The following is a 17,702-nucleotide window of genomic DNA, read 5'->3' on the forward strand; positions in this document are numbered from 1 at the left end:
GCCATCCGGCAAAGCTGCATCCAGCTCTAACGCGCGCCTGACGGTAAATGCACCCGGACTATGGAAGTCGCAATGCCGAAACATAAAAATAAAGCGCCTGCACCGACCCCCGATTCAGCTCCGCCCCTGATTGCCCGTTATCTGTTTCCCGTCACCATAGGTTTATTGCTGATGGCCGTCGCGGGCATCGGCTGGTTTTTGTTCAGCAGCCAACAGGCTCCCACGGCCGTGGTCACTGCGCCCGTCACCGTACCGGTGAAGCCGCAACCGGTTGCCCCGGCACCGGCGAAAATGGTCGATGAGCAACAGTGCCAAGGCTGCCACAGCGAGCAAGTCAAGGATTGGCAAGGCTCCCATCACCAATTGGCGATGCAGCCCGCCACTGCCAAAACGATGCTGGGTGACTTCAATAACGTCACCTTCAAGGCCGAAAATGAAACCACCCGTTTCTTGCGCAACAACGACGAATTCTGGGTCAACACCCCTGGCATCGATGGCAAGAACGCCGATTTCAAGGTGGCCTACACCTTCGGCATAGCGCCGTTGCAGCAGTACCTGATCGAGGTCGGCGAAGGTCGGTTGCAAGCGTTTGGCGTGGCCTGGGATAGCGAAAAACAGCGCTGGTTTCACCTCTATCCGGGCCAAGGCGTGAACTTCAAAGACCCGCTGCACTGGAGCAAGCCCAGCCAGAACGCCAATTTCATGTGTGTCGAATGCCACACCACCGGCTATAAACGCAATTTCGATCCGGTCAAAAACACCTTCGACAGTCACTGGAACAGCCTCGGTGTCGGCTGCCAGGCCTGTCACGGCCCGGCGTCCGGTCACCTGGCGTGGACCGCCAGCAAAGGCGACCTGAGCCACGCCGGTTTTGCCATCGACCTCAAGGACAAGGACGCCACCGTCGAGCTCGAGACCTGTGCCCGCTGCCACGCCCGCCGCGCCCCCTTGGGCGATGGCTTCACCGTCGGCAAGCGCTTGATGGACGATTACCTGCCAAGTACCCTGACCCGCGAGTTGTACGCCCTGGATGGCAAGATCAAGGACGAGGTGTTCGAACACGGGTCGTTCACCCAGAGCAAAATGTTCGACAAGGGCGTGCGTTGCAGCAACTGCCACAACCCCCACAGCACCCAACTCAAGGCCCCCGGCAATGGCGTGTGCCTGCAATGCCACAACAGCGCCGGCAACACCTCGGTGGCAGGCGTCGATGGCAAGGGCCTGCAGGCAAAGAACTACGATTCAATCGACCACACCCGCCACCCCGTGGGCCAGCCCGGCTCGCAGTGCGTGGATTGCCACATGCCCGGCAAGTTCTACATGGGCAATGACTTTCGCCATGACCACAGTTTCAGCATTCCCGACCCTGTGCGCGCGAAAACACTCGGCACCCCGGACGCCTGCCTGACCTGTCACCAGGGCAAGGCCGGCGACAAGGTCACCGAACAGTTCAAGCTCTGGAACAGTGCCACCACCGCCCTGGCTCCACGCTACGACGAGAGCCTGTGGCTGATCCGCAACGGCCGGCCCGGCGCGGCGCAAGCCTTGTACGAGCAGCTGCAACGCAGCGATCTGCCGGCGATCCAGCGTGCGACCTTGTTGGCCGAATTGCCGCTGTATCCCAGTGAGCAGGCGTTGAACCTCGCCACCCGGGACTTGAGCAACCCGGCGCCGCAAGTGCGCGAAAGCGCTGTGCGGGCAATCAGCGCGTTCCTGCCACCGGCGGAGCGTGCGTCGCGGCTGACGCCATTGCTGGGGGATCCGGTGAAGGCCGTGCGCATCGTCGCGGCCCGGGACTTGCTCAGTGTGGCCCGCACGGGTTTGGGCAACGCCCAGGCCAACTGGAACGCGGCCATCTCCGAGTATGAAACCGTGCAGAAAAGCCTGGCCGAACGCGCCGAAGCCAACCTCAACCTGGCCATGCTCTATCAGGCCAGCGGGCGCGGCGGCGAAGTAGAAGCGCTGCTGCGCACAGCCCTCAAGCGCGATCCGGACTTCCACCCGGCGCTGGTGACGCTGGTGCAATGGCTGGAAGCCGGCGGGCGCGCTCAGGAAGCCCAGGCGCTGCTGCAACAGAGCCTGAAAGAGCATCCGGACGCCGCCCTGCTGCAACATACCCAAGGCTTGGCGCTGATTCGTGCCGGCCAGGCGGACCAGGCCATGCCGGCCCTGCGTAAAGCCGCTCGACTGGAGCCGCAGAACGCCCAATACGGCTATGTCCTCGCGGTGGCGTTGCACGACAGTGGCAAGGTCGATGACGCCTGCCATGAGCTGGAAAGACTGTTGAAAGAGCAGCCGGCGAATCGCAATGCGCGGTTGGCGCTGATCCAGTATTACCTGGAGAACGGGCAGGAACCGAAGGCGCAGGTGTTGTTGCAGGGCTGGAAGAAGATGAACATGGGTGATCCGGCGTTGAAGTGATTTTCGGTACAGGGACAATCAAAAGATCGCAGCCTGCGAACTTTTGATCTTGAAGCCTCACCGTCGTCTGAACAACGGCCGCGGCTCGATCACCGAGCGGCCATACAACACGCTCATCCCGGCCAACCCCTTGAGCGCATCCTCGGCGGATTTGTCCTCGCGCACGGCAAAGCTGTCAAAACCACACTGACGCATATGGCTGAGCTGGTCACGCAATACATCACCCACCGCGCGTAACTCACCTGCCCAGCCCAATCGCGTGCGCAGCAGGTACGCCTGGCTATATCCGCGACCGTCCCTGAAGCTAGGAAAATCCAGGGCAATCAGCGGCAGGTGTCCAAACCATGGCTTGAGGCTTTCCACTTCATCATCCGGTCCCAGCCACACTGCATGCTTCTGCGGATCGTCAAGCCAGCGGGTCAACGGCAGAATCACCGGGCCCGTCGGTAAATCCCCATCGGGATTCCTGAGCAGCGTCCACGGATCGTCAGCGACAATCCGCGCCACAGCGTCTTCCAGTCGCAGCAGATTGTTCATGCCAGGACCTCCAGGAGCTTGGGGTAAACCTCTTCCTTGAACGGCTCCAGGCCGATGCGCTGCAAGGTGTCGACAAACAACTCGTCGCTCTCGCGGTAACGCACGAAGGTGGCGATGATCCGATCGATCACCTCGGGCACTTCGGCGGCGCTGAAGGACGGGCCGATGACCTTGCCCAACGCGCTGTGCTTGCCCTGTGAGCCGCCAAGGGTGATCTGGTACCACTCGCTGCCGTTTTTATCGACCCCGAGAATGCCGATGTTGCCGATGTGGTGGTGGCCGCAGGCATTCATGCAGCCGGAGATATTGAGGCTGATATCACCCAGGTCGTGCAGATAGTCCAGGTCTTCGAAACGTCCCTGAATCGCCTGGGCGATGGGGATGGACTTGGCATTGGCCAGCGCGCAGAAGTCGCCGCCAGGGCAGGCAATGATATCGGTCAGCAAACCGATATTGGCGCTGCCCAGGCCTTGTTCGCAGGCGAGGCGCCAGAGGGCGAACAGCTCGGTTTTCGCCACGTCGGGCAGGACAATGTTCTGCTCATGGGCGATGCGGATTTCAGCAAAACCGAAATGCTCGGACCACGCTGCAACCGCGTCCATCTGCTCGGAGGTGACATCACCGGGCGGGGCCGCGATGCCCGGTTTGGTCGACAACACGACGCTGGCATAACCCGACACCTTATGCGGCTGGACATTGCGCGCCACCCAACGGGCAAACGCCGGGTTCTCTGCCAGACGCGTGCCGAATTCAAGGTCGGTATCGGACAGTGAGCGATAATCGGGGGCCACGAAGGCACTGGCGACACGCTCATATTCGACTTCGGTCAATTGCGCCGGACCGTCCTTGAGGTACTGCCACTCCTCCTCGACTTCCCTGGCAAAGGCCTCGATACCCAGCGCCTTGACCAGAATCTTGATCCGCGCCTTGTACTTGTTGTCGCGCCGGCCGTGGCGGTTGTAGACGCGCAGCACGGCCTCGACGTAGGACAGCAGGTGCTGCCACGGCAACCCTTCGCGAATCTGCAGCCCAAGGATCGGCGTACGCCCCAAACCGCCGCCGACAATCACCCGCAGCAGCATTTGCCCGTCGGCACCGGGATAAAGATACAGGCCGATGTCGTGCATCATGATCGCGGCGCGGTCCTGCTGCGCCGAGCAGATAGCGATCTTGAACTTGCGCGGCAGAAACAGGAATTCCGGGTTGATGGTCGACCATTGCCGCAGGATTTCCGCCAGGGGCCGAGGGTCGATCAACTCGTCGGCGGCGACCCCGGCAAACGCTTCGGTGGTGATGTTGCGTACGCAATTGCCCGAGGTCTGGATCGCGTGCATTTCTACCTGGGCCAGGCGTTCGAGGATATCCGGGACCTGGGCCAGTTCGATCCAGTTGAATTGCAGGTTCTGGCGCGTGGTGAAGTGACCATACCCACGATCGTAATCCCGGGCGATGCTCGCCAGCGTGCGCATCTGCTGCGCGCTCAAGGTGCCGTAGGGAATGGCCACGCGCAGCATGTAGGCGTGCTTTTGCAGGTACAGGCCGTTCTGCAGGCGCAACGGCAAAAACTCCTCTTCGCTCAATTCGCCCGCCATGAAGCGTTCGACCTGGTCGCGAAATTGCGCAACCCGCTCGAAGACCAGCGCCCGGTCATAGTCGTCGTACTGATACATGTGGCTACCTCATCAGGGGTGATCGGGCTCTGCGGCTCGTTTTCGAGGCGTCGACTATGAACCTGCGGTGCAGTGGGTAATAGATTCACCTGAACGCCAAAAAACCGCATCAGGCCGTTGAGGATCACCACTGGCCAAGTCCTTCATCTGATCCGCATAAATGCCGTTTTCCTGAGCCTGTTTTGTTTCCGGCAGGGTTTCTACAGTGCATACCTGCCAGACCGGGCGGCCTGGCACTACTCTGCAACCGTGGAAGCATTGACCATGAGCACAGCAACAATCGGACAGGCCTATAACTACAAGGTCGTCCGCCAATTCGTCGTGGCGACCATCGTCTGGGGTGTCGTGGGGATGGCGATGGGGGTGTGGATCGCCTCGCAACTGGTATGGCCCGAAATGAACCTCGACCTGCCATGGACCACCTTCGGCCGTTTGCGCCCGCTGCACACCAGCCTGGTGATTTTCGGCTTTGCCGGCAGCGCGCAGTTCGCTGCCAGTTACTACGCGGTGCAACGTACCTGCCAGGTACGCTTGTATTCGGACAAGCTCGCCGCGTTCACCTTCTGGGGCTGGCAATCGGTGATCCTGGTGATGCTGGTCACCCTGCCGTTGGGCTACACGACGACCAAGGAATACGCCGAGATCGAGTTCTCCGGCGCGGTATGGATGACGGTGGTGTGGGTCGCTTACGCCGTCGTGTTCTTCACCACCGTGGTGCAGCGCAAGACCCGACATATCTACGTCGGCAACTGGTTCTTCGGTGCGTTCATCGTGGTGATCGCGATGCTGCACGTGGTCAATCACCTGGCGATTCCGGTGGACTGGTTCAAGTCCTATCCGCTGTATTCCGGGGCAACCGACGCCATGGTCCAATGGTGGTACGGCCACAACGCCGTGGGCTTTTTCCTGACCACGGGCTTCCTCGGGATGATGTATTACTTCGTGCCGAAGCAGGTCGGGCGGCCGGTGTATTCCTATCGGTTGTCGATCGTGCATTTCTGGGCGTTGATCACCCTGTACATCTGGGCCGGCCCGCATCATTTGCACTACACAGCGCTGCCGGACTGGGCCCAGTCACTGGGCATGGCGATGTCGCTGATCCTGCTGGCACCGAGCTGGGGCGGGATGATCAACGGCATGATGACGCTATCGGGGGCCTGGCATAAGTTGCGCACCGACCCGATTCTGCGCTTTCTGGTGTTGTCCCTGGCCTTCTACGGCATGTCGACCTTCGAAGGGCCGATGATGGCGATCAAGACCGTCAACGCCCTCTCCCACTACACCGACTGGACCATCGGCCACGTCCATGCCGGCGCCCTCGGATGGGTGGCGATGATCACCTTCGGCTCGATGTATCACATGATCCCCAAGGTTTTCGGCCGCGAGCAGATGTACAGCACGCCGCTGATCAATCTTCACTTCTGGCTGGCGACCATCGGCACGGTGCTGTACATCGCGTCGATGTGGGTCAACGGCATCACCCAGGGTCTGATGTGGCGCGCGATCAACGACGACGGCACGCTGACCTACTCCTTCGTCGAAGCCCTGCAGGCCAGCCATCCGGGGTTCGTGGTGCGATTCGCGGGCGGGGTGTTCTTCCTCGGCGGGATGTTGCTGATGGCGTACAACACCTGGCGCACGGTGCGGGTGTCGGACATGGCGATGGCCGAGCGTGAAGCGCAGATTGCCTGAGGCGAGGAGCTTGAGATGATCCTGATCGTGCTGGATACAGTCGGCGTGATAGTGCTTTGGTTGGCGGTCGAATGTTGCCTGAAGCACCAGACCGCCCAGAGTCTGGAGGATGCGAGCCTGATCCCGTTTGCCGATGATCCGGAGGTGGCGCGGCGGGTGGAATTGGCGACGGGGAAGACGGTTAAAGCGGTGGCGCCGCAAGCGCTGAAACCAGGTTGGGGCAACCTCGATGTGTGATGTCCCCCCCATCCATTGAGGGAGCGAGCAGGCTCGCTCCCACAGGGATAAGGTGTCGAGTCAGAGACTCACCCGCGATCGCGCGGGATCAGGCTCTGCAACTGCTGCGCCAGGAAGTTTGCATCGAAGGCAAAGGTGTCCGGGTCTTTCAGGCCGTTGGTCTTGCGCCACTGCCAGCTGTTCGACGGCGGCAGGCACACCAGCGAAATGCTGCCATAGCGCGCGGCGGTCAGGCCCATCACCGCCAGGGAAATCTGGCCACCGGCGCCCATCACATCCGGCACGAACTCCACCGGTTTGCCGGCAATCACGATGCTCAGTTTTTCGGTCTTGAAGGTCGAGGTCTCGAGCGCAACGCTGGGGCCCGATGCGACATAGGCCTCGCGGCTCACTTCCAGCAGGTTCGGCGCCTTGACCGGTTCCAGCCACTGCTGAATCTGATCGAACAGCTCACTAATGCGCGTCGCCCACACGGCCGATTGCGACTCAAACAGTTGTTTCTTGTGCGCTTCGCTTTCTGCGTAGTGGCGAAGCATCTCACCCAGTTGCTGTACGTCGTCCATTGCGGTGTTCCTTTGAATGAAGCAGTGCTGCGGACTTAAAGAATGGCAGATGCGCGCTGACGGCGTACGACTAAAAGCGTGAGCGGTACTGGCTGGGGTATGGCGAGCGCCTGCTCGACACCGCCGAACTGCATGCGCAGGCGGCGGTGACGTGCGCTTCAGGGAGTGACTCAGCCGGCCTTGGGCGAGCGACGCAGGCGCGCCATGCTCAAGGTATCCACCCAGACGCCGTCACGCACGGCGTAGTCGCGAAACAGGCCTTCGGTTTCGAAGCCGAACTTGCGATACAGCCCGATGGCGGATTCGTTATCGGCATACACCGAAAGCTCGAGCCGGTGCAGGTTCATCCAATTGTCGGCGGTGTCCAGCGCCGCCGCCAGCAAGGTCGAACCGACGCCCTTGCCCTGCCACGCCACGGCAACGGCCATGCCGAGGTTGCCGGCATGGCTGCGACGGATCCGTGAAAACTGCTCCAGGCCAATGTTGCCGATGACCATTCCCTGATGCAGCGCCACCAGCTGCAAATGCCGTTCGTTGCCCGGAACCAGGCGTTGGCGCCAGACCTCGGTGGACTGAAACGGCATTTGCAGCACCTGGCGGGTAATGGCCGGGTCGTTGTAGAGCGCGGTAATGCCGTCGATGTGGGATTCGTTGAAGCGTTCGAGGGTAATGACAGAGTCGCTGGCGCTCATGGGTGATTCATCCTTGATACAGACATGGCCGCCTACTCTATAACGCATTCTTCCGCCATGGCGAGCCCCCCCTGTAGGAGCTGGCTTGCCAGCGAAGGCGGCCCCAAGCCTTGCACTGCCCATGCAGACGCCTTCGCCAGCAAGCCAGCGCCTACGGTTTCAAGCGCGTTCAGCTGTCGAACCACTCCCGCCGCTCTTCGAAGGTGTTGTGGATCAACTCGACGATCATCTGCACGCCGGCCTCATCCCGGGAATCGGCATTGACTGCCATCCACACCTGGCGCTGCATCGGTTGCCCGAACAATCCCGGCAATGCCACCAGTCCCCGGTCGAACCGGCTCATGTAGTGCGGCAGCAGGCCAATGCATGCGCTGCAGCGGATCATCTCCAGCATCAGTTCGTAGGAATGCAACTGCACCACCCCCGCCAGTCGCTGATCCACCACGCTGTTCCATGGCCGAAAATGCTCGACCTGACGATCATGTTGCCACTGCACCAGCATGAAATCGGCCAGGTCATCCAGGCTGTCCGGCCGAGCCGCAACCCGCGAGTAGCGCTTGGCAATGTGTGGCAGGTAATCGAGCCGCGCCAGCCCTTGGGGTTCGCGGGTGACAAAACTCGGACCTGGCAGCGGCGAATCGGTGCCGGCCAGCCACACCACTACGTCGGCACTGATGGCCTGCAGGGACAATTCGCTGTCCAGGGAAATGATGTCCAGACGTACGCTGGCGTTGCGGCGCAACAGCGAGACCAGGTCGCGGCCGAGAATGTCGTGCAGGATGGTTTCGGCCACTGCCAGGCGTATCACGGGCTGTTCGATCACCGGCAACTTGCGTTCGTGGGCCAAGGCCATCAATTGCGCCTGCAGTTGCTGCCCATCACTGCTTAAGGTCAGGGCACTGCCCTGGAATTTGAACAGCGTACGCTGCAGTTGAGCCTCTAGCTGCGCCAAGTGCTTGCGCAGCTGGGTCGACTTGACGTTGAGGGTGCGTGCGGCCTGCATGAAACAACCACAACGGGCGCTGACCATGAAATATTGCGCCACCTCGGGATCGATTCCGGCCGCCAGTTCCAGCCAGGATCGGGGTTTCGCGGTGAAGGTTCGGTATTCGGTAACGCTCTGGCGTCCTGTGGATTCTATGAATGACATCGATGACTCCCTGTCGATCTTATTGGTTTAATTCCGGTGTCATGAAATGCTTCGATCTCCTGTGGGAGCGAGCCGGCTCCCACAGGGCGAATGTGCCAAGGCTTATTGCTGGTCCTCCAGCACCTTGTTCAACACCGCACCATCGATGCTCAGCGTAGCGGTTTTGAGCATACCTTCCAGGTAGGCCTTGGCAATTTGTTCCTGATGCTGGGCACGCAAGGCCTGGGTCAGGCGTTCGCGCAGTTCGTCCAGGGTCGCGACACGTGCCGGTTGCTGCTCGGTGAGTTTGATCACATGAAAACCCGCTGCGCTCTGTACCGGTTCCGACACGCCACCGACCTTGAGTCGCGAGACGGCGCCGCGCACTTCCGGCACCAGTTGCTGCAAAGGTTGCAGGCCGGTATCACCGCCCTTTTCGGCACTGGCGCGATCCTGGGAATACTGACTTGCCAGCGCGGCGAACTCGGCCGGTGTGGCTTGGGCCTTTTTGCTCAACTCCAGCGCCTGCTTGCGCGCGGCTTCAAGGCTTTGCGGATCGGCGACGCCGAGAAAAATCTGGCTGACCCGATACATCGGCGGCGTCATCCAGCCGGACTTGCCTGCGTCATAGGCCTGCTGCAATTGGGCTGCACTGGGGTAATCGGTCGGCACTTGACTGACCGACTGCAAGTAGTCGCGAAAGATGATTTGCTCGGTGGCCGCACGGGTTTGCTGCTCGACCTGCGGGCGGTGACGCCAACCTTGGGCATCGGCCTGTTCCAGCACCGCTTTTTCGGCCAGGCGTGAGCGAAGCCAACCTTCCAAAGCGCCGCGATCGGCCCGCAGTTGCTCCCGCGACTCGGGCGCTAACGTCGCCAGCAACGTTTTGAGCTCTTCGGGTGCGACGTGCTGATTGCCCAGTCGCGCCACCGCCGGTTCACTCGCCGCGAGCACCGATGATGGCGCCGGCTGTTGCGCCGCGACCGGATCGTTGCCCGTACGCAATCCCAGCGTGACGGCAACCACCAGCAAGGCCAGCGCACCTGCGCCGACCACTACCGTAGGTTTTTTCACAGGGCGGTCACCTCTTCGTCGGCGGTTTCATGCCGGGCCGGCAGTTGCGCTGCGTTCTGGCTGTATTCACGCAGATAGACGATGAACTCCTGAAGCAGGCGATCCCAGAGTTCAAGGTTGCCGCGCAGGTAATCGTCACTCACCCCGGCAGCCACCACCACATCCATTTCCATCAACAGAAATTTGCCCTGCACCGACAACCGGGCAAAACGTCGCGAGGCGTTCCACAGTTCCGCCAACCCGGCCGGCAATGCCCCCTGCACCCGCAAGGCGCAACTGAACGTGAAATCGACGTAGCTGCCCTGTTCCACGGCCGGGTTGCCGAAACGCACTGCGTAACCGATGCCCTGGCTGGCACTGAGCAACTGCACGATGCCGTTCTGTTCGGTCTGGTTGACCCGATACCCCGCGGTTTGCAGGACTTCGGTGAGCGATTGTGGCGAGACGTGGCTGATCAATTGAGTCATGTGCGGTTTTTCCCTGATAGTCAGTGAGCGATCGCGGCCTGGGGCGCGTCGAATCGGGTCTTGTAGAGTGCGTCGCCAAAACCCTGGGCCAGTTCTTCGAACTTGACCCGGGCAGCCCCGGCGAACGGTTGGCGAATCTTCATCACCTCGGCGACGTCGATTTTTTCGTAGGCGGTGACAATGTCTTTGGCGATGCCATACATCTGTTGATTCTTGAGCGAACATTGCTGAATTTGTGCGTCACTTTCGGCCAATTGCGCCGCCAGTTTCGAACGCTCGGCTTCTTTGCCGCGGGCCATCACCAACAATTCCTCGTAGGCCTTCTTGAACTTGCCGAGCTGTTCGCTGCTGGTCGACGCTTGCGCCTGGGCCTGGCTTTGCAGGCTGTCGTGCTGACCGGCCAACTGTTCGGCGACGCCTCGGGCCTTGGCCAATTCGGCGGTCAGTTGCCTGATTTGCGCCTGGGCCGCCTTGGCCTGGCTTTCGGCCGCCATTTGCGCGGCACTGGCCTGAGCCTGCTGGCTTTGCAAGGCCTGCAGCTGCTGGGCAGTGCTGCGCAATTGAGTGCGCAGACGTTCTTCCATGCCTTCGGCATTCGCCCCTTGCGTCACCAGCACGCCCAAGGCAAACAGCATGATTTTTCTGTTCATGAAGCTCTCCCGGCGCCTTAGAAGCGCGTGTTGATTTCAAGCTGCAAGACATCGATGTCGAACGGCGCGCCGTACACCGCTTCGGAGTTCAGCCAGCGACCGCTGGCGACGACGTTCTTGGCCAGACCGTAATTGCCGCCCAGGAAATAGCCCTTGGCGTTGGTCCCGCCCAGATGGAACGACGAGTCGTTGAAGCCGTCGGGCAAGGCGTCTGGCTGGATGTACTTGTAGCCAGCGAACAGGTTCCAGTCGCCCTGCTTCTTCAGGTCCAGTTCGTTGCCCAGGGTGAATTGGACCATCCAGGCGTTGGCGCCACTTTCGATATTGCCGTCGCTGTCGAGGTTGTTGACGATCTGCCCGGCCGAGCGCTTGCGCATGTCACCCTCGTCGTACCCCAGGTTGTGCAGGTAGTTGGCCTGGCTGCGCAGTTTGAAGTTTTCTGGCAGGTCGGCATCCCACACCAGGTTCAGGTCCAGCAGGTTGAACTCCGAGGCCAGGCCGACGAACTGCGGTTGTGGGGTGGTGGCCGGGTTGAGCGGGTTGGGCGTGATGTCGCGCAGCAGGAATACGCTGTTGCCCTTTTGCATGAACGCCGAGCGGCTGCCATCGGTATCGCAGCCCGGTGCGCCGGCCCAGGGTTCGCAAGGGCTGGAGCGCTGGCCTTCGATATCGTCGAACCGGTAATAGGCCAACGCCCCCTTCACGCGGTTGCCGGGGTTGATCGCCCAATTGGCGCCGATCTGTGCGCCGTACAACCATTTGTTGTCGCTGTCTTCCTTGTCGAAGCCGTTGCTGGTGCTGGTGTCGTTGGTGTACTCCACCGGGAACGCGCCGACGGTGCCGAACAGACCCCAGTCGCGGCTGAGCTTGTGGTCGAAAATCGCCGCCACGCCATCGAAATTCAGGTCGTTGGAATAAAGCATGTCGGTGGACATGAACGGGTTGGCAATCCGGCCGCCGGTGAGGGTCAGCGCCTTGGACGGTTTCCAGGTCAGGTAACCCTGATCGAGCCAGATGTCTTTCTTGCCGAAACCTCCGCCGAGCGTCTGGGTGGTACTGACCGGGTTGTTGTCCGAACCGGTGCCGATGCGGATGCCGGCCGTCCACTCTGGTGAAATCAGCGCTTTCATGCCCAGCCGCGCCCGCAGGCGCAACAGGTTTTCGCGGTCTTCACGGGTGTTGAGCAACGGCGGCAGGTTGGTGCTGCTGTTGGGGTTCACGTCGTACGGGCCGTTGTTGTTGAGCTTGGCGAAGTCGACGATTTCGTTGCTGTTGGTGTCCGAGTAGAAACGCGACTCGTCACGCAGGCGGATATCGCCGTCGAAGCTGATGCGCGAGACCCAGTCCGGAAAGGTGTTGGGCTGGGCCCAGTTTTCCTGCTTGGCGGTGGACATGACTTCTGCCTTGACCTGGTCACGGATCTGATCGCGCACCGCCACCGGTACATATTGCACCCGCACATCACCGGGCGCGGCAGCCGGGCCGGCCGCCACCGCGTTGCCGGCACTGGCCGCCTGCTGCGCCTGCACGGCTTCGTGCTGGGCCTGGGCAATCAATGCTTCGGCCTTGTCCTGTTTCAGTACACCTTGCTCTACCAGCAAGCGGATCAGATTGATCGTGGCGTTTTCCGAGGGCGCAGGGGCTGCCCCTGCTTGTCCGACCAGGGTCGCAATGACCATGCCGACCGCCAGGGACAATCGATTCACGTTGGAAATCATCTGCACACAACTCCTTTTGGCAATACTTTAAATATTCGGTTAACCCGGACGCCGCCCTTGCAGGGACAGGCGCACAGGCAACGTCATGGAGGCCGGTGGCCGTTCGCTCAGGTGCGGGGCATTACGCAGCGCGGCGAGCACCTGGGTATCGACTTCGGGGTTACCGCTGGACTTGACCAGCTCAACCCGGGTGATCTCGCCGACGCTGCTCAGCCAGACATCGGCCTGCAGCACAAAGGCCAGGTTGCGCAGGTCGGGGTTCTCCCGCAGCAGGCGCTGGAAGGTGAACGCCAGGAACTGGCCGTAGGTGCCGTTACCCACACGCCCGCCCCCGGCACCGGCCATGCCACCGCCCTTGCCGGCACCGATGTTGAAGGCGTCGTTGCCGGACTGCGCGTCGCCGTCCATTTGCATCGGGTTGGCCAGGTCGTCCGCCGGACTGGGTGGTGCCTCTTCCTCGGGCTTGACCTCCTCCGGCTCCGGAGTCGGCTCGGGCTCGACCATTTTTTCTTCCACGGGGGGTTCCGGTTCCGGTGGTTTTTCCGGCGGCGGAGGTGGCGGTGGCGGCAACGGAATAATCGTCGGCACCTTGGGCGCTTCGCGGCGCACGCCGCTCATGTCGTTGGCCCACTGCCAGAGAAACCACGTGGCCACGCCGGCGATCAGCACCCCGGCGCCCCACTTCACAAAGCGCAGGGGTGAAGGCTTCATCGGCAACGGCTTGAAGGGTTGTTGTGCGGTCATGGTCAGCCCTGGCTCGGTTTGCCGGTGACGAGACCGACCTGGGACAGCTCGAGCCGACGCAGCAGGTCCAACACCTCGATGACTTTCTGGTACTGCACCAGGGCGTCGCCGCGCACGATCACCGGGAAGTCGGGGTTCTGGGCTTTCTCGATGCGCAAGCGATCTTCAAGCTCGGCCAGGGTCACCGGATAGGCATCGAGGAACACCTGGCCGCCGTCGTTGACCGATATCGCCTTGGTCTTGGCTTCGGACAGCGACACCGAGGCACTGGCCTTGGGCAGGTTGATCTGGATGCCGGAGACCTGAGCGGTAGCCGTGAGGATGAACATCACCAGCACCACCATCAGCACGTCCACCAGGGGCGTGATGTTGATGCTGTCCACCGCGGCGTCTTCATCATCGTCGTGGGAGGCATTTACGGAAGCCATTGTCGGTGCTCCTCAGGCCGGTACGGACGGATGGGTGTGATTGCCACGGCGATGGGCCGCTTCACTGAACTGGCTCTCGCCGTGCGTCTCCGCCAGGCGGGTGATGAACTCATCGACGAACACGCGCATGTCGGCGCTGACTTCCTTGTTGCGGGTGATCAGCCGGTTGTAGCCAAACAGCGCCGGGATCGCGACGAACAGGCCCATGGCGGTGGCGAGCAACGCGGCGGCCATACCGGGGGCGATGGCGTTGATGTTGACGTCACCGGCCATGGCCGTGCCGAGGAACACCACCATGATCCCCAGCACCGTACCGAGCAGGCCGATGTACGGGCCGCCGGCGATGGCGTTGGAGAGGGTCGAGAGTTTGGCGCCGAGCGCCTGGTTTTCCCGGGTTCGCACACCGTCCATGGAGCAGCGGATGGCTTCGATGGTGGCGGCCGAGACCGACGTGGTGTCGGCGCCCTGCTCCCGGCGGGTGCGGATTTCCTTCACCGCCACCTGGTACAGGCGCCACAGGGACGAGTGCTGCAAGCGCTGGGCGAGGTCCCGATCGTCGGCAAACATCTCCAGACGGGTGCCGACCTTGGCGAACTGCTCGCGGAAGACTTCGTTGGCGGCACTGACGCGGCTGACCATGCGGTTTTTGCGGATCATGATGACCCACGACTGGAACATCATCAGCACCAGCACGGCGATGATCACCCAGGCATCCATCGGCACCGCATTGAGCAGAAAACCAAGGCTGCCGAAGCCGTAGCCCGACTGCTCTTCATCGACACCGTAGGCCACCAGCTTCGTCTCGGCACCCTGGGCGCTGGCATCGGCCAGCAGTTGCGCGGCAGGTCGGGCGACCTTGGACAGGCGCAACTCATCCATCGCGCCGCTGAAAGGCAGATAAACGCTGGCAGTTTCGCTCGGCAGATCGGCGCCGATGGCCATGATCGAATTGAAGGCCGGCATGCCCACGGCGAGGCTCGAGGTTTCGCGACCGTTGACGTATAGCGCGGCCTTGCTGCCTTCGGCGGTCAGGGCCAGGTGCTGCCATTGGCCAGGGTTCAACGGTTGGGTAGACACGGCGCGCTGGCCGTCGATTTCCACGAACGGCACGCCTTGGTTCAAGCCCAGCAACAGGCTGTTTGCACCTTCGCGGCGGCTGAGCACCAACTGTTCGCCATTGGCCTGGTCCAGACGCAACCAGGCACTGAAGGTGAACGCACTGCCGGCGTTATGTTGCAGCGACGGGCTGGCGGGCAGCAGCAAGGGTTGACCGGTCCATTGCAACGCTCGACCGATCACGCCGTCGATGCTCGTGCCGGTGGCGCTTTGCGCGGTGTTGCCGTAGGCCGTGGTGTCCCTGGGCGGCGTGCCGTTGGCACCGTCGAAATGGTAGAGCGCGGTGTAGTTCGGGTCGAAGGTCAACTGGCCGTTGCCGGTGGCCGGAGCTTTCTGGTGGCCGTAGTACATCCAGAAGTCCTGACGTTGGCCACCCTCGACTGTCGGTACATCGACCCAGATCAGTGCCATGCCCATCAGCGGGTCGAAGCTTTCGATCTGGTGGTTGAACACGGTCTTGTCATCGGCGGACACAAAGCGCAGGTCCGAGCCGTCGTCCTTGACCCCGTCGAAGGTGAAGTTGCCGGTGTGCAGGCGCACCAGTAGCGCCGTGCGACCCAGCGCCTCGTTGATGGCCGCGCCCTGAGGCGTGGTGTCGACCGACATCTGTTTACGGTAATGCCAATCGTCCTGCCACCAGGCATGGGCGGTGGCCGGGAGCAGGAAGCCCAGGCAGATCAGGAAAGCGGTGAATAAGCGTTGCATGAAAATTACTCCGTAGGTTCAGAACGTCGCTTGCAGGTTGAAATGCAGGCGCGATTCCTGTTTCGAGGTGTTCGGCCCTTCGAGCAGCGGGTAGCCCCAATCCAGGCTGCCGGAAAGCCATTTGCTCAAGCTCGCGCGGGTGCCCAGGCCAACACTGGCCAGGGCGTAGTCCGCGTCCTGATCGGGGAGCTCGTCACGCAGGTACAACTGGGCGCCTTCGGCGAAGGCATAGAAGCGCCATTCCTGGACGTAGCTGCCCAGGTACTTGGCGAGGGATGGCGTGCGCAATTCTTGAGAGAGCAAGTAACCGTCGTCACCGGTGCGCTCGGCCGCCAGGTAGCCGCGCACCGAGGTTGCACCGCCGGCGGAAAATTGCTCGTTGGAGACCAGCGGCCCGGACGCCAGCTGGAACGCGGCTTTGGTCGCGGTCTGCCAGTCACTGTCGAAGGAGTAGGTAAAATTGGTGTCGCCCTTGAGCACGGCAAAACTGGGGCTGGCGCGATAGCGTTTGTAGTCGAAGTCTTCGTCGGAGCTGCCGTATCCCAGGAAACTGCGCGTGCCGGCCACCAGGCTCAGGCCCAAGCCCAACTGCGAGCTTTCGGTGTAGCGAAAGCCGTTGTAGGCGAAGGTGAACGGCGCGTACTTGAGCGGCACCTTGTCGCTGTCGCCGCCGAGTTCGAGTTGCTCGTCGAAGTCCTTGAAGTCGATCCCTGCCGACAGCGAATTCGACCAGTTGCCACTGGATGGCAGCGTGTAGATCGCCGATACGCCGTAGGAGTGGCCCTTGCCCAGGACATTGCTGCCGCCGATGGTCGCCACGTTGCTGTCGGACTGATAACCAGAGAACTGCGCACTCCAGCGCTCGCTGAGCGGCGCGATGTAGGAACCGGACCAGACCTTGGCATTGGACGTGTCTTGCGGCGCGGTGAAGAAGGTCAGCGAAACGCTGTGCCCCAATTGCCACAAGTTGTTGTAGCCGAGGCTGGCGACGCTGCGCAGCTTCTCGGTGTCGGCGCTGTAGTCGTTGTTCAGGCCGAGGCTGGCCTGCCAGGGATTCTGGTCTTCGACCTGCAAGTCCACGTCCATCGTGCCGGGTCGCTGGCCTTCGCGTACCAAGGGCATCACCTGCCGGCCCGGGGTCTTGTTGAGGTGCGCCAGTTCGGTCTGGACCTTGGCAAAGTCCGGCACTTCGCCTTCCTTCAGCGCCGGCACGTCTTCACGGATTGCTACCGGTGAATAATGCTTGGCGCCGACCACGCGCACCCGGCCGACCCTGGTTTCACTGACTTGCAGATAGACGATGCCTTCCTCGACTTTCTGCTCCGGCAACTCGACGAACACCGATTGATAACCGTGGGCTTGATAGACTTTCTGCAAGGCATCCCGGGCGCCTTCGATATCGCCCAATGTTTTTTGCGGACCGAGAAACGGGTACACCGCTTCTTCGATCGCACGGGCATCGAGCACGGTATTGCCGCGCACGAAGTACTCGTTGACGTCCACCAGCCTGGCCGGTGCGGCCGATTCAGCGCTCTCCGCTGCCCACGCCGGCTGTACGCCCGCCGTCACCAGCAGCCAACCCCACAGCGCCAGCCGTGACTTGAAAAAATAGTCCACACCACCCCCTGAATTCGAAATACCGGTAACTGTCTGCGCTGCGGCAGGCTGGCTTGATTGCCCTGCTCCCGGCGTCCCGCCATCGGCTGGAAAAGTGGCCTTTTCGACCGCCTCAAGCACGTCACATAGGCATGACCGGGCTGGCGATGTGCTACCGAACTTTTGTCATGAAAGCTTCATTCAACGCGCGGGGGTGAGGGTTGAAATGACACTGGTCGGGACAATGGAAAACCTGTGGGAGC

At 61.7% G+C, this 17,702-nt stretch carries 16 protein-coding genes; 3 read left to right on the forward strand and 13 right to left on the reverse strand.

The genetic code is table 11. The features are described from left to right. The first annotated feature begins 72 nt into the window (after positions 1-72). Complete coding sequence (locus ELQ88_RS18215) at positions 73-2,421, forward strand: tetratricopeptide repeat protein (protein WP_138966795.1); 2,349 nt, start codon at positions 73-75, stop codon at positions 2,419-2,421. 57 nt (positions 2,422-2,478) lie between these two features. Here the strand turns inward: ELQ88_RS18215 and ELQ88_RS18220 are convergent, their stop codons facing one another. Beyond that, a complete protein-coding gene (locus ELQ88_RS18220; protein ID WP_138966797.1) occupies positions 2,479-2,958 on the reverse strand; it encodes a DUF934 domain-containing protein in 480 nt (159 codons plus the stop codon). Continuing rightward, on the reverse strand, positions 2,955-4,628 hold the full coding sequence (locus ELQ88_RS18225) for a nitrite/sulfite reductase (RefSeq protein WP_138966800.1): 1,674 nt from the start codon (positions 4,626-4,628) through the stop codon (positions 2,955-2,957). Before ELQ88_RS18225 ends, ELQ88_RS18220 begins: the two co-directional genes overlap by 4 nt. 264 nt (positions 4,629-4,892) lie before the next feature. Here ELQ88_RS18225 and ccoN point away from each other — a divergent pair, with 264 nt between their 5' ends. Further along, entirely contained in the window at positions 4,893-6,320 is a 1,428-nt protein-coding gene (ccoN, locus tag ELQ88_RS18235) for a cytochrome-c oxidase, cbb3-type subunit I (protein WP_128870278.1), read from the forward strand. Positions 6,321-6,335: 15 nt separating this feature from the next. Beyond that, complete coding sequence (locus ELQ88_RS18240; protein WP_128870277.1) at positions 6,336-6,557, forward strand: cbb3-type cytochrome c oxidase subunit 3; 222 nt, start codon at positions 6,336-6,338, stop codon at positions 6,555-6,557. A gap of 68 nt (positions 6,558-6,625) precedes the next feature. On the opposite strand, the gene ELQ88_RS18245 is transcribed toward ELQ88_RS18240, so the two are convergent. The 11 genes from ELQ88_RS18245 to ELQ88_RS18295 form a co-directional block, all read right to left on the reverse strand. Further along, on the reverse strand, positions 6,626-7,120 hold the full coding sequence (locus ELQ88_RS18245) for a hypothetical protein (RefSeq protein ID WP_128870276.1): 495 nt from the start codon (positions 7,118-7,120) through the stop codon (positions 6,626-6,628). 170 nt (positions 7,121-7,290) lie between these two features. Next, positions 7,291-7,812: a GNAT family N-acetyltransferase gene (locus ELQ88_RS18250; protein WP_128870275.1), complete on the reverse strand. Its 522-nt coding sequence runs from the start codon at positions 7,810-7,812 to the stop codon at positions 7,291-7,293. A gap of 169 nt (positions 7,813-7,981) precedes the next feature. Then, a complete protein-coding gene (locus ELQ88_RS18255) occupies positions 7,982-8,962 on the reverse strand; it encodes a LysR family transcriptional regulator (protein ID WP_128870274.1) in 981 nt (326 codons plus the stop codon). Positions 8,963-9,064: 102 nt separating this feature from the next. Continuing rightward, complete coding sequence (locus ELQ88_RS18260) at positions 9,065-10,015, reverse strand: peptidylprolyl isomerase (RefSeq protein ID WP_138966802.1); 951 nt, start codon at positions 10,013-10,015, stop codon at positions 9,065-9,067. Further along, a complete protein-coding gene (locus tag ELQ88_RS18265) occupies positions 10,012-10,482 on the reverse strand; it encodes a YbjN domain-containing protein (protein ID WP_138966804.1) in 471 nt (156 codons plus the stop codon). Before ELQ88_RS18265 ends, ELQ88_RS18260 begins: the two co-directional genes overlap by 4 nt. 20 nt (positions 10,483-10,502) lie before the next feature. After that, positions 10,503-11,132, reverse strand: coding sequence for a DNA repair protein (locus tag ELQ88_RS18270; protein WP_138966806.1), 630 nt, complete (start codon positions 11,130-11,132; stop codon positions 10,503-10,505). A 17-nt stretch (positions 11,133-11,149) separates the two neighbouring features. After that, positions 11,150-12,850, reverse strand: a complete 1,701-nt coding sequence (locus ELQ88_RS18275) for a putative porin (RefSeq protein ID WP_138966808.1) — start codon at positions 12,848-12,850, stop codon at positions 11,150-11,152. 39 nt (positions 12,851-12,889) lie between these two features. Next, the gene (locus ELQ88_RS18280; protein WP_138966810.1) at positions 12,890-13,594 is read right to left on the reverse strand and encodes an energy transducer TonB; all 705 of its coding nucleotides are present in this window, start codon (positions 13,592-13,594) and stop codon (positions 12,890-12,892) included. A gap of 2 nt (positions 13,595-13,596) precedes the next feature. Further along, positions 13,597-14,022 carry a biopolymer transporter ExbD gene (locus ELQ88_RS18285; protein WP_128870269.1) on the reverse strand — a complete coding sequence of 142 codons (426 nt, stop codon included), beginning with the start codon at positions 14,020-14,022 and terminating at the stop codon, positions 13,597-13,599. Between the two features lie 12 nt (positions 14,023-14,034). Continuing rightward, positions 14,035-15,843 (reverse strand): MotA/TolQ/ExbB proton channel family protein, encoded by a 1,809-nt coding sequence (locus ELQ88_RS18290; RefSeq protein WP_138966812.1) that lies wholly within the window; start codon positions 15,841-15,843, stop codon positions 14,035-14,037. A gap of 18 nt (positions 15,844-15,861) precedes the next feature. Continuing rightward, positions 15,862-17,460 carry a ShlB/FhaC/HecB family hemolysin secretion/activation protein gene (locus ELQ88_RS18295; RefSeq protein ID WP_138966814.1) on the reverse strand — a complete coding sequence of 533 codons (1,599 nt, stop codon included), beginning with the start codon at positions 17,458-17,460 and terminating at the stop codon, positions 15,862-15,864. Positions 17,461-17,702: the final 242 nt, after the last annotated feature.

Source organism: Pseudomonas sp. MPC6, assembly GCF_006094435.1.
GTDB lineage: Bacteria > Pseudomonadota > Gammaproteobacteria > Pseudomonadales > Pseudomonadaceae > Aquipseudomonas.